Source organism: Pseudomonas sp. PSB18, assembly GCF_014596565.1.
Classification (GTDB): Bacteria; Pseudomonadota; Gammaproteobacteria; order Pseudomonadales; family Pseudomonadaceae; genus Aquipseudomonas.
In genome coordinates this window covers 393,620-406,233 of record NZ_NOIN01000002.1, presented here as the reverse complement: position 1 = coordinate 406,233, position 12,614 = coordinate 393,620, and the positions used below count along the sequence as shown (strand labels likewise).

14 protein-coding genes and 1 pseudogene are annotated in these 12,614 nt (G+C 61.2%); 6 read left to right on the top strand and 9 right to left on the bottom strand.

The genetic code is table 11. The annotated features are described in order from the left end of the window. Positions 1-11 precede the first annotated feature (11 nt). Complete coding sequence (locus CGA22_RS05985; protein ID WP_188258507.1) at positions 12-1,373, bottom strand: cytochrome c; 1,362 nt, start codon at positions 1,371-1,373, stop codon at positions 12-14. 512 nt (positions 1,374-1,885) lie between these two features. Here CGA22_RS05985 and CGA22_RS27370 point away from each other — a divergent pair. After that, a pseudogene (locus tag CGA22_RS27370) lies at positions 1,886-2,668 on the top strand (MCP four helix bundle domain-containing protein); the annotation flags it as partial. Beyond that, on the top strand, positions 2,663-3,526 hold the full coding sequence (locus CGA22_RS27365; protein ID WP_370444516.1) for a methyl-accepting chemotaxis protein: 864 nt from the start codon (positions 2,663-2,665) through the stop codon (positions 3,524-3,526). The pseudogene CGA22_RS27370 and the gene CGA22_RS27365, both read left to right, overlap by 6 nt. A gap of 81 nt (positions 3,527-3,607) precedes the next feature. Here the strand turns inward: CGA22_RS27365 and CGA22_RS05975 are convergent, their stop codons facing one another. The 3 genes from CGA22_RS05975 to CGA22_RS05965 form a co-directional block, all read right to left on the bottom strand. Beyond that, complete coding sequence (locus CGA22_RS05975) at positions 3,608-3,778, bottom strand: hypothetical protein (RefSeq protein WP_177329259.1); 171 nt, start codon at positions 3,776-3,778, stop codon at positions 3,608-3,610. A 32-nt stretch (positions 3,779-3,810) separates the two neighbouring features. Then, on the bottom strand, positions 3,811-4,347 hold the full coding sequence (locus tag CGA22_RS05970; protein ID WP_188258506.1) for an N-acetyltransferase: 537 nt from the start codon (positions 4,345-4,347) through the stop codon (positions 3,811-3,813). Positions 4,348-4,554: 207 nt separating this feature from the next. Then, the gene (locus tag CGA22_RS05965) at positions 4,555-4,815 is read right to left on the bottom strand and encodes an accessory factor UbiK family protein (RefSeq protein ID WP_041021805.1); all 261 of its coding nucleotides are present in this window, start codon (positions 4,813-4,815) and stop codon (positions 4,555-4,557) included. Between the two features lie 414 nt (positions 4,816-5,229). Between CGA22_RS05965 and glnK the strand changes: the two genes are divergently transcribed. The 4 genes from glnK to sutA all read left to right on the top strand — a co-directional run bounded on the left by glnK (position 5,230) and on the right by sutA (position 8,000). Continuing rightward, complete coding sequence (gene glnK, locus CGA22_RS05960) at positions 5,230-5,568, top strand: P-II family nitrogen regulator (RefSeq protein WP_002555808.1); 339 nt, start codon at positions 5,230-5,232, stop codon at positions 5,566-5,568. Positions 5,569-5,602: 34 nt separating this feature from the next. Further along, positions 5,603-6,937 carry an ammonium transporter gene (locus CGA22_RS05955; protein ID WP_041021804.1) on the top strand — a complete coding sequence of 445 codons (1,335 nt, stop codon included), beginning with the start codon at positions 5,603-5,605 and terminating at the stop codon, positions 6,935-6,937. Between the two features lie 212 nt (positions 6,938-7,149). After that, positions 7,150-7,575 carry a secondary thiamine-phosphate synthase enzyme YjbQ gene (locus CGA22_RS05950; RefSeq protein ID WP_041021803.1) on the top strand — a complete coding sequence of 142 codons (426 nt, stop codon included), beginning with the start codon at positions 7,150-7,152 and terminating at the stop codon, positions 7,573-7,575. A 101-nt stretch (positions 7,576-7,676) separates the two neighbouring features. After that, on the top strand, positions 7,677-8,000 hold the full coding sequence (gene sutA, locus CGA22_RS05945; protein WP_024780560.1) for a transcriptional regulator SutA: 324 nt from the start codon (positions 7,677-7,679) through the stop codon (positions 7,998-8,000). Between the two features lie 187 nt (positions 8,001-8,187). Here sutA and CGA22_RS05940 read toward each other — a convergent pair whose 3' ends face one another. Genes CGA22_RS05940 through lysA form a run of 5 tightly spaced genes read right to left on the bottom strand, consistent with a single transcriptional unit; the run spans position 8,188 to position 12,612 of the window. Next, the gene (locus tag CGA22_RS05940) at positions 8,188-8,892 is read right to left on the bottom strand and encodes an HAD family hydrolase (RefSeq protein ID WP_041021802.1); all 705 of its coding nucleotides are present in this window, start codon (positions 8,890-8,892) and stop codon (positions 8,188-8,190) included. Further along, the gene (gene xerC / locus CGA22_RS05935; RefSeq protein WP_024780558.1) at positions 8,889-9,788 is read right to left on the bottom strand and encodes a tyrosine recombinase XerC; all 900 of its coding nucleotides are present in this window, start codon (positions 9,786-9,788) and stop codon (positions 8,889-8,891) included. Before xerC ends, CGA22_RS05940 begins: the two co-directional genes overlap by 4 nt. Positions 9,789-9,790: 2 nt before the next feature. Continuing rightward, positions 9,791-10,516 (bottom strand): DUF484 family protein, encoded by a 726-nt coding sequence (locus CGA22_RS05930; protein WP_041024542.1) that lies wholly within the window; start codon positions 10,514-10,516, stop codon positions 9,791-9,793. A gap of 13 nt (positions 10,517-10,529) precedes the next feature. Next, complete coding sequence (gene dapF, locus CGA22_RS05925) at positions 10,530-11,360, bottom strand: diaminopimelate epimerase (protein WP_041024541.1); 831 nt, start codon at positions 11,358-11,360, stop codon at positions 10,530-10,532. A gap of 4 nt (positions 11,361-11,364) precedes the next feature. Beyond that, the gene (gene lysA, locus CGA22_RS05920) at positions 11,365-12,612 is read right to left on the bottom strand and encodes a diaminopimelate decarboxylase (protein WP_041024540.1); all 1,248 of its coding nucleotides are present in this window, start codon (positions 12,610-12,612) and stop codon (positions 11,365-11,367) included. Positions 12,613-12,614: the final 2 nt, after the last annotated feature.

The window sequence follows — 12,614 nt, the reverse complement described above, 5'->3', positions numbered from 1 at the left end:
GTTTCCATGGTTCAGGCCTCCTGTCGCCGGCGACGTGCCCGGAGCCAATAAAGCGCCAGCAGGACCAGCACGATCAGGGGCAGTGGACCGTACTGGGCCAGCACGGCGATGGGCGCTTTGGCTCCCCCTGCCCGCACCTGCGCGACATCGGCGGCGGTGGCGCTCAGTTCGGCGTTGCCGTAGCGCGACAGCACGTAGTTGGTGACATCCGCGATCTGCTGGTCGTCGAGGCGATCGGTGAACAGCGCATCCGGGCCGAACGCTGGCATGTCGATGGTGATCCCGTCGACTTCCCGGTGCACGCCGTAGACGATGGTCGCGATCAGGTTGTCGCGGTGGCTGGTCGTGGTGTTGTGGAACAGGGAAGGGTATTCCCGGGTGCCCTGGCCATTGGCTTGGTGGCAGTTGGCACAGGTGCCGCTGAAGATGTGCCAGCCCGGATTGTCCTGCGGTTTGCCGCCGCGCAGGCTGAGTTCATCGTCAGACGCCTGGCCGAAGGTATGACGGGCCTGGCGCTCACCGTTGGCTACCGCAGGCGTTTGCAGCAAGTAGGCGGCGATGGCCTTGAGATCGTTTTCGTCGAGATACTGCAGGCTGTTTTCAACCGCCTCGGCCATCGGTCCGGCGGCTTGTGCCTTACCCTCGACATGGCCGCTGCGCAGGTAGGCAACCAGCTCGTCGCTCGACCAGGCACCAATCCCGCTGGTCTTGTCCGAGGTGATATTCGGGGCGTACCAGGCCCCCAGCGAGCCACCGGAAAGCGCCTTGTCGTTCTTGGCACCCATCAGCAGATCGCGCGGGGTATGGCAGGTGTCGCAGTGACCCAGGGCGTTGACCAGATAGTCGCCGCGATTGACCTGCTCGGACTTGCCTGGGTCCGCCTCGAAGCGTTTCGAGCTATGGAACAGCGCGTTCCAGCCGAGCATCGAAGCGCGGATATTGAAGGGGAAGGCGAGCTCGGTCTTGGGACTGGGCGTGTCCACCGGTACGACTTCCTGCATGAAGTACTGGTACAGCGCGGCGACATCGCTGTCAGTCATCTTCGCGTAGGAGGTGTAAGGCATCGCCGGGTACAGGTGGGTGCCGTCCGGCGTCACGCCGTCACGCACCGCGCGAGCGAAGTCTGCCTGGCTGTAATGGCCAATGCCCGCGGTGTTGGAAGGGGTGATGTTGGTCGAGTAGATGACGCCCATCGGCGAGGCGAGTGGGTAACCGCCCGCGAAAGGCTTGCCGCCAGTGGTGCTGTGGCAGGCCACGCAATCGGCAGCCACTGCCAGTCGTCTACCTGGCGAGGCACTGGCGTCGAGCGCCTCGCCATGGGCTGCCACGCTCATCATCAAGAGGGCCAGACACCCTGCAAGTCTTTGCCTCATAGGCCTTGCCCGGCGCGTGCCCGGCAACGGTCGGCCCCTCCTTTGCGGATGCATGTGTAACTCCTCACGGTTGGCTTCGACGCATCCACGTTTTGTAGGTCGTCAAGATATCGGCGTCAGTTATACGATGTCGTATGTTGCGATCAATATTTCACATGATGTAACATTTCTCAATAAATATGGCGAAGAGCCATTATTTATTTTTTTCTATCGGATGTGTCTAGGACGGGCATTTAAGCGAGGCGATACCCAGTATGTGCCTGAGCGAAACGTGGACAATGAACAAAATCGAGACTCCACATCAGGCTTGAAAACGTACTGGATTACGGCTGGTTTTTTGTGAGTTGTACGACGACATGTTTGAAAGCCGATCGAGCAACGTGTCGACAGTGCCCTGTCGCCAGGCGAGCCAATCGGTCATGCAATCCGTACACAGGCCCTTTACCTGGCATTCATGCGGGCGGGGGAAATACACAGCAGGGCTGCTCGACCAGCACCCATGAGGACCACCGATGAACTGGCTCAATGACGCAAAACTTTCGACCAAACTGATCACTTCGTTTTTCCTCTGCGCCCTGATTACGCTCGCCGTGGGCATGCTGGGCGTCAGCGGCGTTTCCGCGCTGTCGGCCCGCCTGCAGGCAGTGTTCAACAACAACCTGGTCTCGGTCGCCAATACCTCGCAGACCAAGACCAAGGCCGTCGGACAGACACGCGATATGTACCGGCTGTACGTGGCGACCGCAGGCAACGCCCCGCAGAGCGTGAAGGATGAGTTTCTCGCCTCGATGAAAGCCAACCAGTTGGCCAGCGAAAAGGCGTTTGCCGATTACCGCAAGGGGAACCTGGCTGAGGACGAGCGCCTGGCCGGTGACCAGATGGCGCTCGACTGGCCCGTCTACCAGGCGATGGTGCAGCAGTACCTGGCACTGATGGCGGCGGGAGACTTGGAGAACGGTCGCACGCTGCTGTTGGGAGATTTGCAGAAGGCCTACCGCAAGGTGATGGATCAGTTGACGATCATGATCGACTCCAACGACCGCCAGATCAGCGAAGACGCCAAGGCTGCCACGCTTCAGGAAGTGACGGCCAAGACGGTGTTGTACAGCGGCATTGCCATCGCCTTTATTGCGGCGCTGCTGCTGGGCATGTTCATCAGCCGCCTGATCAGCCGACCGATTGCCGTGGCGGTCGACTGCGCGCAACGCATTGCCCAGGGTGACCTGACCCAGCATATCAGCAGCACCAGTCGCGATGAGGCCGGTCAGTTGCTCAAGGCTCTGGGCGATATGCAAGCCAGCTTGAAAACCACCATCCAACAGATTGCCAGTGCCTCGGAACAGTTGGCTTCCGCCGCCGAGGAGCTCACCGCGGTCACTGACGATGGCAGTCGTGCCCTGATCCGGCAGAACGACGAAATCCAACAGGCGGCCACGGCTGTGACCGAGATGACCTCTGCCGTGGAGGAGGTGGCTCGCAATGCCGTTTCCACCTCGCAGGCGTCCCAAGCGACCAGCTCGCAAGCCAGCAATGGGCGCGATCAGGCTCGCAATGCAGTGCAGGCGATCAACAATGCGACCCGGGAACTCACCTCATCCACCGAACTGGTCAGTGTTCTTGCCGGGCAGGTCCGGGATATCGGTAAGGTGGTGGATGTGATCCGCGGGATCGCCGAGCAGACCAACCTGCTGGCGCTCAACGCAGCGATCGAAGCCGCGCGAGCAGGGGAGCAGGGCCGAGGCTTTGCCGTGGTGGCCGATGAGGTTCGCGCACTGGCGGCGCGTACCCAGTCGTCTACCGGCGAAATCGAAAGCATGATCCACGCGGTCCAGGATCGTGCCGATAGCGCGGTCGATGCAATGAGCAAGAGCCAGGCACTGGTTACCGAGACCCAGGGCCTGGCTCGGGCGACCGGCGAGGCGTTGGAGCAGATTGCTGACGGCATTTCGCAGATCAACGACCGCAACCTGGTGATCGCCACGGCGTCCGAGGAGCAGGCCCACGTGGCCCGTGAGGTGGATCGCAACCTGGTGAATATCCAGGATCTCTCGACCCAGACGGCGGCTGGGGCAAACCAGACCAATGCTTCAAGCCAGGAGCTGTCCAACCTGGCGGTGTCATTCAATACGTTGGTGGGTCGTTTCCGGCTCTGATCCCTGGAGTTCAGGTCATGCGTGCTGGATAGGTAATCGTCAACAGATCGTGATGAAGTCAGTCGTTTACAGCATCGGATTTCAGCCGCGTGCGCCCGCGAGCAGACCGGCTGGCTCCATCTCTTTACCGCAGGCCGCCGCAACTTTCAAAAAGCGGATCTGGGTGGCAGATATGCCGCCAACTGAGCGGCGAGTCTCGGCATGGCATTCAGCAGCTAATATCAGCTTGGCTTTACGTTTTTCAGTTTTCATCGACACCTCGTGCCCGAGAGCTTTGATTGATCTTAGGGAGCGTCCAGCGAAATGACAAGGCGCCGGGCCGCATCGAAACTGAATCCCAATTTGAGGTAGTAAGGGATAGCGCCTGCCTCTGGCTCTTGGACCTCAATCTGATTGCAGTCCAGCATCCGCGCGTAAAACTCAGTCGTTAGAAGCGCTATCGAAGCGACCCATCCGCGCAGTGGATGGGTATGGTCCGGGCTGCCCTGAAGCAGTACGATTTTTAGGCGAACAGTGCTTTTCCTGGGAGTCGCGTAGCACAGACCGCACAGTACTTCCCGATGCCAAATCGCGATATCCAGACCCTTGGCGTCCCTGCGTTTCCAATCGGGAACGCGATGCCATGGGTAGAGCAGTTTCTCCTCCCAGGAGTGACACGCATTGATCGCTTCGGATGTGATCGGTTCAAGTTTGAGCGCTGATCCCTGAACTCCAGCCTCCTGAGCGTCAGGATCGTTTGATACTGTTCGATGAGCGAGTTTCCGCGCTTCGGATTTGAGTATCTGGTTACGAAGATCGGTGCCTTTTCCTTTTTTTCTCATTAGTAGCGTTCTACCGGGTTCAAGGTGAGAACTGTAATGAGGAGCAATGGGCGCGGAAATCAGTCAGCAACGCCGATACTTGTAGGACTGGTCTTGGAGAAATGAAGGACGTTTATAGGGAGCGGACATCCCAGCTGTTTGAAGGCTCACGTCCTTTAATGCATCTGACAGCGACTGCGAGCCCGCAACGTGTCTCATCGGTAGCGCTTACTTCACGTCAGTGGTAAGTCGCGCCTCCAACTCCGCCACCTTCGCCTCCAGGCTCTCCAGCCGCGCCCGGGTGCGGGCCAGCACGACCATCTGGCTGTCGAATTCTTCCCGGCTTACCAGGTCCAGTTTGCTGAAGCCGCTTTGCAGCAGCGCCTTGAACTGGCTTTCGATTTCGCTCTTGGGCAGGGGAGTGTCGCCGCTCAAGAGGCGGGAGGCATGGCCGCTGAGGGCGTCGAGCAGGTCTTTGGGGGCGAGCATGGCAGCAATCCTGAAAACGATGGCGGCAGTGTACCACGCAGTGTCTATAGTCAATTCGCATGCATCGGATGCACGCTTTTTGCGCACGAGGCCGGAGGCTGTCGCACTGTTGTTGTGCGTATCGCCGCGGTTGATGGCGTGAGAAAGGTGGGCTCGACGGTTAAGGAGTTGAAATCACGGGGTTTTGGTGCAGATGGCAAGGTTTCTGCTTAGAGGCTCATGACCCATGCACTGATGCAGTCGTTGTGACGAATGCAGTGCAGCCAGACGAAGCGGGGAGCTGCGGCTGGCACGGTTGACTGGCGCTGGTCGGGCAACTTGGGCCGACGGTGCGTTACAAAGCCAGGCACTGCGCTTAGACTTGAGTCGGGTTTGTTTTCCTGGGGCAAGTCCACCAATTCGGGAGAGAGTTTCATGAAGCTAGTCACTGCCATCATCAAGCCGTTCAAGTTGGACGACGTGCGCGAGTCGTTGTCCGAGATCGGCGTGCAGGGCATTACCGTTACTGAGGTCAAAGGCTTCGGCCGGCAGAAAGGTCACACCGAGCTGTATCGCGGCGCGGAATACGTGGTCGATTTCCTGCCCAAGGTGAAGATCGATGTCGCCATTGACGACAAGGATCTTGACCGGGTGATCGAGGCAATCACCAAGGCCGCCAACACCGGCAAGATCGGTGACGGAAAGATCTTTGTGGTCAATCTGGAACAGGCTATTCGCATCCGTACCGGCGAAACCGATACCGACGCCATCTAAGCCGCCAAACCCCAACGCCCCAGGAGAAAACAATATGACTCTGCGTAAATTCGCAGGGCTAGGAGCCCTGTTGTCCTTCGTAATGCCTGGCCTGGCCATGGCAGAAGAAGCGGCAGCCCCCGTCCTCAACTCTGGCGACACCGCCTGGATGCTGACGTCCACGATTCTTGTACTGTTCATGACCATTCCTGGCCTGGCGCTGTTCTACGGCGGCATGGTTCGTTCGAAAAACCTTCTTTCCGTGATGATGCAGTGCTTCGCCATTACCGGTCTGATCAGCATCCTGTGGGTCATTTATGGCTACAGCATCGCGTTCGACACCACCGGCATGGAGCAGGGCGTCGTCAATTTCAACTCCTTCATCGGCGGCCTGGGCAAGGCGTTCCTGGCGGGCGTGACCCCGGCGAGCATCACCGGTCCGGCAGCGCTGTTCCCTGAAGCGGTGTTCGTCACTTTCCAGATGACGTTCGCCATCATCACCCCGGCCCTGATCGTCGGCGCCTTTGCCGAGCGGATGAAGTTCTCCGCCATGCTCATCTTCATGGGCGTTTGGTTCACGCTGGTGTATGCGCCGATTGCGCACATGGTCTGGTCCGGTAACGGCGGTCTGCTGTGGGACTGGGGCGTGCTGGATTTCGCCGGCGGCACCGTGGTGCACATCAACGCCGGTGTCGCAGGCCTGGTGGCGTGCCTGGTACTGGGCAAGCGCAAAGGCTTCCCGACCACGCCAATGGCGCCGCATAACCTGGGTTACACCCTGATGGGCGCCGCCATGCTGTGGGTCGGCTGGTTCGGCTTCAACGCCGGTTCCGCCGTCGCCGCCAACGGCACGGCCGGCATGGCCATGCTGGTCACTCAGATTGCTACCGCTGCCGCAGCATTGGGCTGGATGTTTGCCGAGTGGATCACCCACGGCAAGCCAAGCGCACTGGGCATCGCCTCGGGCGTGGTGGCGGGTCTGGTTGCGATCACTCCGGCGGCTGGCACCGTGGGCCCGATGGGCGCCCTGGTGATCGGCCTGGCGGCGGGCGTGGTGTGCTTCTTCTGCGCAACCACCCTCAAACGCAAACTCGGCTATGACGACTCCCTGGATGCTTTCGGCGTGCACGGCATCGGCGGTATCCTCGGCGCGATCCTCACCGGCGTGTTCGCCGCGCCGGCCCTGGGTGGCTTCGGCACCGTGACCGATATCGGTGCGCAAGTGTGGATTCAAGTCAAAGGCGTGGGCTTCACGGTGATCTACACCGCGATCGTCACCTTCATCATCCTCAAGGTCCTGGACGCCGTCATGGGTCTGCGTGTCTCCGAGGAAGAAGAAGCTGTTGGCCTGGATCTGGCCCAGCACAACGAGCGTGGCTACAACCTGTAAATCCACGCAAAAAAATATGCCCGGTTCGCCGGGCATTTTTTTGCCTGCGATTTGTCAACGCTCACAGGAGGAGCCGGTTTTTCCGAAGCCTTTTTGTCTTGTGAGGGATGGGGGTTTTCCAGCGCCAAAGGCTTACATCGAAGGTGGAATATTAGGCTCTTTGTTTTTTTCCTGAGCGCGCTAGAATGCGCGCCGAGCGTGCGGAGAACTGTATGTGGCAACAGACGCTGATCACCCTGCGGGCGAGGCCCCGGGGCTTTCATCTGGTGACGGACGAGTTGCTCGCCGGCCTGCCTGAACTCCGGGCATGTCGCGTCGGTCTGTTGCATCTGTGGCTGCAGCATACCTCGGCCTCGTTGACCATCAACGAGAACGCCGATCCGGCGGTACGTCGAGACTTCGAACGATTTTTCAATCGGCTGATCCCACAAGGAACTGCCGGTTATGAGCACAACGACGAAGGCCTGGACGACCTCCCGGCGCACTTCAAGGCCAGCGTGCTGGGGTGTCAGCTCAGCCTTCCGGTAACGGACGGGCGACTGGCATTGGGTACCTGGCAAGGTGTTTATCTGGGCGAGCACCGTGATCATGGCGGTGCTCGTAAAGTCCTCGCCACTTTGTACGGTGAAGGGGCATGACCGCCGATTGCCGGTGGATGTTGAATTTTTTCTGGCAGCCTTCGACAGATGGCGTAGCTGGGCTATAACTAATCTGCTTTTCGCAAGTCATGAGGTAGAACATGAGCGACGATGATCTGGAAAACGACGACCTCGAAGTAGGTGAAGAAGACGAGGCCGAAGACGGCCTGGAAGCGGCAGCCGAAGACGTTGCCGACGACGATGGCGCCGATATACCGGCCCCGACCGCCAAGGGTAAGGCCAAGGCTGCGGTGTCGGTCGACGAGTTGCCGAGCGTTGAGGCCAAGAACAAGGAGCGTGATGCGCTCGCCAAGGCCATGGAAGAATTCCTGGCCAGGGGTGGAAAGGTGCAGGAAGTGGAGGCCAATGTGGTCGCCGATCCGCCCAAGAAGCCTGACAACAAGTACGGCAGCCGCCCTATCTGATTCTGCTTCCTGCTTGCTGAAAAAGCCCGCCGTCGTCGCGGGCTTTTTCGTGGGCATAAGACTGTTACACAGTCCCTTGTGGGAGCGAGCCTGCTCGCGATAGCGGTGTGTCAGTTACATGAACGTCACTGGCACGCCCTCATCGCGAGCAGGCTCGCTCCCACAGGGTCAAGTGGTGTTCTCGGATTCAGCCCTGGCTGTGCCATCCCGCCAACAACCCCGGCAACTCGGTCAGGCTGCGAATCTCTGCATCCGGTACATGGTCGGCGTCCCAGGCTTTGCCTGTCGGGTTGAACCACACCGCCCGCAGGCCGGCCTGTTGGGCGCCGGCGATGTCGTCGCCGGGATGGTCGCCAACGTGCACGGCGGTCTGCGCCGTGGCGCCGCCGCGTTGCAAGGCTTCGTGGAACAGCCGCGCATCGGGTTTGGCGATGCCGATGTCCTCGGCGCACAGGGCGAACTTGAAGTAGTCAGCCAGCCCGAGGCGACGGACATCGGCGTTGCCATTGGTGACCACGCCGAGGGCGAAATGGTTGGCGAGGATTTCCAGGGTGGGTTGCACCTCGGGAAAGACGTCCAGTTGATGACGGGCATGCAGGAATGTCTCGAACCCCTGGTCCGCCAGCTCGGACGCTTGCCACTGGTCATAGCCGGCTTCTTGCAGTGCACGGAACAGCACCCGCCGACGCAATGCGCTGATGCGATGCTTCAGGCCGGGTTCTTCGCGCAACACTTGCTCGCGAATCGAAAAAAGATGCTCTACCGGCACGCCGCCCAGGTTCGGTGCGTTGTCGGTCAGCCACTGGCGTAGAACGGCTTCGGCCGTAGCGATCACCGGGGCGGTATCCCACAAGGTGTCGTCGAGGTCGAAAGTGATGAGCTCGATGGTCATGATTCGTCGCCCTTGATGCGTTTGGCCCTGGGATGGGCACTGTCATAGACCGTCGCCAGGTGCTGGAAGTCCAGGTGGGTATAGATCTGAGTGGTCTTGATGTCCGAGTGCCCCAGCAACTCTTGCACGGCGCGCAGGTCCTGGGAGGACTCCAGCACATGGCTGGCGAAGGAGTGCCTGAGCATGTGCGGATGCAGGTTCTGCCCCAGCTCCCGTTCGCCGGCCGCCTTGACCCGCACCTGGATTGCCCGTGGACCGAGGCGCCGCCCCTGTTGGCTGACGAACACCGCGTCATCGGCAGGATTGCTCAGTGCGCGCAGCGGCAGCCACAGTTCCAGTGCTTCCCGGGCCTTGCGGCCAATGGGCAGCAGACGGGTCTTGCTGCCCTTGCCGAGCACCTGGACCATGCCGTCGGCCAGGTCCAGTTGATCCAGGTTCAACCCTGTCAGCTCGGAAAGCCGCAGCCCGGAGGAATAGAACAGTTCGAGAATCGCCTGGTCCCGTCGCGCCAGGAAGTCATCTTCGACCGCGCCTTCAAGTAATTGCAGGGCGCGGTCGGTGTCGAGGGTTTTCGGCAGACGGCGCTCGCCCTTGGGCGGTGCCAGGCCGGTGGCCGGATCGTGATCGCACAGGCCCTCGCGATTGAGGTAGTGATACAGCCCGCGTACCGCCGAGAGCAGGCGCGCCAGGCTGCGGGAAGACTGTCCCTGCTGATGCAGGCGCGCCACCAGGCTGCGCAGGCGCTGGATATCCAGGGCCTGCCAACTGCCAACGTTCTGTTTCTGGCACCAGCCCAGCACTTTTTCCAGGTCGCGACGATAGGCCGACAACGTGTGGGGTGACACCTGGCGCTCACTGCGCAGGTGTTCGCAGTAGGCGTCCAGCTGTCGTTCCATCATCAGCGTACCGAACGTAGCGAACCGGCAACCCGTGGCAGTACCCGGCCGGTGACTTCGGCGATGTAGCTCAGGAACAGCGTGCCCACCGAACTCTTGTAGTGCTGCGGGTCACGGCTGGCGATGGCCAATACGCCATGAACACCTTGGTGGGCGATGGCGACGACGGCGGTGGAGCCGATCTGCTTGCGCTGTTCTTCGCCGAAGAGAAAGTCCAGCTCGTGTTCGCGCAAGCTGCCACTGACGCTTTTGTTCTCGGTGAGCAGGCCGCCAATGGCAGTCTGCGCTTCGGCATGGGTCACCCAGCGACCCACCGGCATGGCGTTGTCGCCGAACAGGATCAGGCTGACAAAGGGCACCTGGAAGTCCTGGCGCAGGCTGTCTTCGACGCTCATGACCAGGTCTTCGAGGGTGCTGGCGTCCATCAGGGCCAGGATCAGGCGGCGGGTCTTGTCGAAGAGCCGGTCGTTGTCCCGGGCGACGTCCATCAGGTGCGAAAGGCGGTGGCGCATCTCGATGTTGCGCTCACGCAGGATCTTCATCTGGTGCTCCACCAGCGACACGGTGTCGCCGCGCCGATGGGGGATGCGCATCACTGAAAGCAAGTCTTCACGTTCGACGAAGAAATCCGGATGAGCCTCCAGATAAGCGGCCACCGCCGCAGCCTCCGGAAGCGGGCTGGAGGATTCATCGGGCTGTGGCGCTGGAACCTGTGGCTTGTCGGTCATGGGTTTGGCTCATTCAAAGACGGACTTGTCCTTCGTATACGCGTACTGCCGGGCCGGTCATCATCACCGGTTGGCCGGGGCCTGCCCATTCGATGGACAGGCGCCCGCCGGGCAGGTCGATCAGCAGGGGCGAATCCATCCACCCCTGGCTGATCGCAGCGACGGCGGCGGCGCAGGCGCCGGTGCCGCAGGCCTGGGTTTCCCCGGCACCGCGTTCCCAGACGCGCAATTGCGCGCGGTGACGGTCGATGACCTGCAGGAAACCCACGTTCACCCGTGCCGGAAAGCGCGGATGGTTCTCGATCTTCGGCCCCAGCTCATGCACCGGTGCGTTGTTGATGTCGCTGACCCGCAGCACGGCATGGGGATTGCCCATGGACACCGCCGCCAGTTCCACCGTGGTGCCCTCGACGTTCAATTGATAGCTCAGGGCCTGGGCCGGCGCTTCGAACGGGATATCTGCTGGCACCAAGCGTGGAGCGCCCATGTTGACGCCGATCTGACCGTCGTTGCGCACGTCCAGCTCGATGATGCCGCTTTTGGTCTCGACACGAATCCTGCGCTTGGCCGTCAGGCGCTTGTCCAGCACGAAGCGGGCGAAGCAGCGTGCGCCGTTGCCGCATTGTTCCACTTCCGAACCGTCGGCGTTGAAGATCCGATAACGAAAGTCCACGTCCGGGTTATTGGGCGCCTCGACGATCAGCAACTGGTCGAAACCGATACCGGTGTGCCGGTCGCCCCATTGCTTGGCGTGCTTGGGCAGAATGTGCGCGTGCTGGCTGACCAGGTCGAGAACCATGAAGTCATTGCCCAGGCCGTGCATCTTGGTAAAACGCAGCAGCATGGTTTTACTCCGGTAGCAGGCTTTCGCCGGCAAACAACTCGGCTACCGTCTCGCGGCGACGCACTTCGAATGCTTGATCACCGTCCACCAGCACCTCGGCGCAGCGGCCGCGGGTGTTGTAGTTGGAACTCATGACAAACCCGTAGGCACCGGCGGAATGCACCGCCAGCAGGTCGCCTTCTTCCAGTGCCAGCTCCCGGCCCTTGGCCAGGAAGTCACCGGTTTCGCAGATCGGACCAACGATGTCATAGCTGCGGGCGGCGGTATCGCGGGGGCGCACGGCGGTCACATCCATCCACGCCTGGTACAGCGCCGGGCGGATCAGGTCGTTCATGGCCGCGTCGACGATGGCGAAGTCCTTGTGCTCGGTGTGCTTGAGGTATTCGACCTGGGTCAGCAGCACGCCGGCATTGGCCACGATGTAGCGGCCCGGCTCGAACATCAGTGCCAGGTCGCGCCCGGCGAGACGCTCACGAACGGTCTTGATGTAGTCGGCTACCAATGGCGGCTCTTCATCGCGGTAACGCACGCCGACACCGCCACCCAGGTCGATATGACGCAGGTAGATGCCGCAATCGCCGAGGCGGTCGACCAGCGCCAGCAGGCGGTCAAGGGCATCGATGAAGGGGTCGAGGGTGGTCAGTTGCGAGCCGATGTGGCAATCGACGCCCAGCACTTCCAGGTTCGGCAGTTGGGCGGCACGCACATAGACGTCTTCGGCGTCGGCGATGGCGATGCCGAACTTGTTTTCCTTGAGACCGGTGGAAATGTACGGGTGGGTGCCGGCGTCGACATCCGGGTTCACGCGCAGGGACACCGGTGCGCGCACGCCCAGCTCGGCGGCGACGACCTGCAGGCGCTCCAGTTCGTCGGTGGATTCGATGTTGAAGCAATGCACGCCGACTTCGAGGGCGCGGCGCATGTCCTCGCGGGTCTTGCCCACACCGGAGAAGACGATCTTGTCGGGACTGCCGCCCGCCGCCAGTACACGTTCGAGCTCGCCGCCGGAGACGATGTCGAAACCGGCACCCAGGCGTGCCAGGATATTGAGCACACCCAGGTTGGAGTTGGCTTTCACGGCGAAGCACACCAGGTGCGGCATGCCGTCGAGTGCGTCGGCGAAGGTCCGGTATTGGGCTTCGATGTGGGCACGGGAGTAGACGTAGGTCGGAGTGCCGAAGCGTTCGGCAATGGCGGACAGGGCAACCCCTTCCGCGAACAGCTCCCCGCCACGGTAGTTAAAAGCGTCCATGG

What these genes read in the sequence shown, in the direction of transcription:
- CGA22_RS27365 (WP_370444516.1), top strand. Translation starts at nt 2,663, where the DNA reads ATGCAAGCCAGCTTGAAAACCACCATCCAACAGATTGCCAGTGCCTCG.
- CGA22_RS05950 (WP_041021803.1), top strand. Translation starts at nt 7,150, where the DNA reads ATGTGGCAACAGACGCTGATCACCCTGCGGGCGAGGCCCCGGGGCTTT.
- glnK (WP_002555808.1), top strand. Translation starts at nt 5,230, where the DNA reads ATGAAGCTAGTCACTGCCATCATCAAGCCGTTCAAGTTGGACGACGTG.
- CGA22_RS05930 (WP_041024542.1), bottom strand. Translation starts at nt 10,516, where the DNA reads ATGACCGACAAGCCACAGGTTCCAGCGCCACAGCCCGATGAATCCTCC.
- xerC (WP_024780558.1), bottom strand. Translation starts at nt 9,788, where the DNA reads ATGGAACGACAGCTGGACGCCTACTGCGAACACCTGCGCAGTGAGCGC.
- lysA (WP_041024540.1), bottom strand. Translation starts at nt 12,612, where the DNA reads ATGGACGCTTTTAACTACCGTGGCGGGGAGCTGTTCGCGGAAGGGGTT.
- dapF (WP_041024541.1), bottom strand. Translation starts at nt 11,360, where the DNA reads ATGCTGCTGCGTTTTACCAAGATGCACGGCCTGGGCAATGACTTCATG.
- CGA22_RS05975 (WP_177329259.1), bottom strand. Translation starts at nt 3,778, where the DNA reads ATGAAAACTGAAAAACGTAAAGCCAAGCTGATATTAGCTGCTGAATGC.
- CGA22_RS05940 (WP_041021802.1), bottom strand. Translation starts at nt 8,892, where the DNA reads ATGACCATCGAGCTCATCACTTTCGACCTCGACGACACCTTGTGGGAT.
- CGA22_RS05985 (WP_188258507.1), bottom strand. Translation starts at nt 1,373, where the DNA reads ATGAGGCAAAGACTTGCAGGGTGTCTGGCCCTCTTGATGATGAGCGTG.
- CGA22_RS05965 (WP_041021805.1), bottom strand. Translation starts at nt 4,815, where the DNA reads ATGCTCGCCCCCAAAGACCTGCTCGACGCCCTCAGCGGCCATGCCTCC.
- sutA (WP_024780560.1), top strand. Translation starts at nt 7,677, where the DNA reads ATGAGCGACGATGATCTGGAAAACGACGACCTCGAAGTAGGTGAAGAA.
- CGA22_RS05955 (WP_041021804.1), top strand. Translation starts at nt 5,603, where the DNA reads ATGACTCTGCGTAAATTCGCAGGGCTAGGAGCCCTGTTGTCCTTCGTA.
- CGA22_RS05970 (WP_188258506.1), bottom strand. Translation starts at nt 4,347, where the DNA reads ATGAGAAAAAAAGGAAAAGGCACCGATCTTCGTAACCAGATACTCAAA.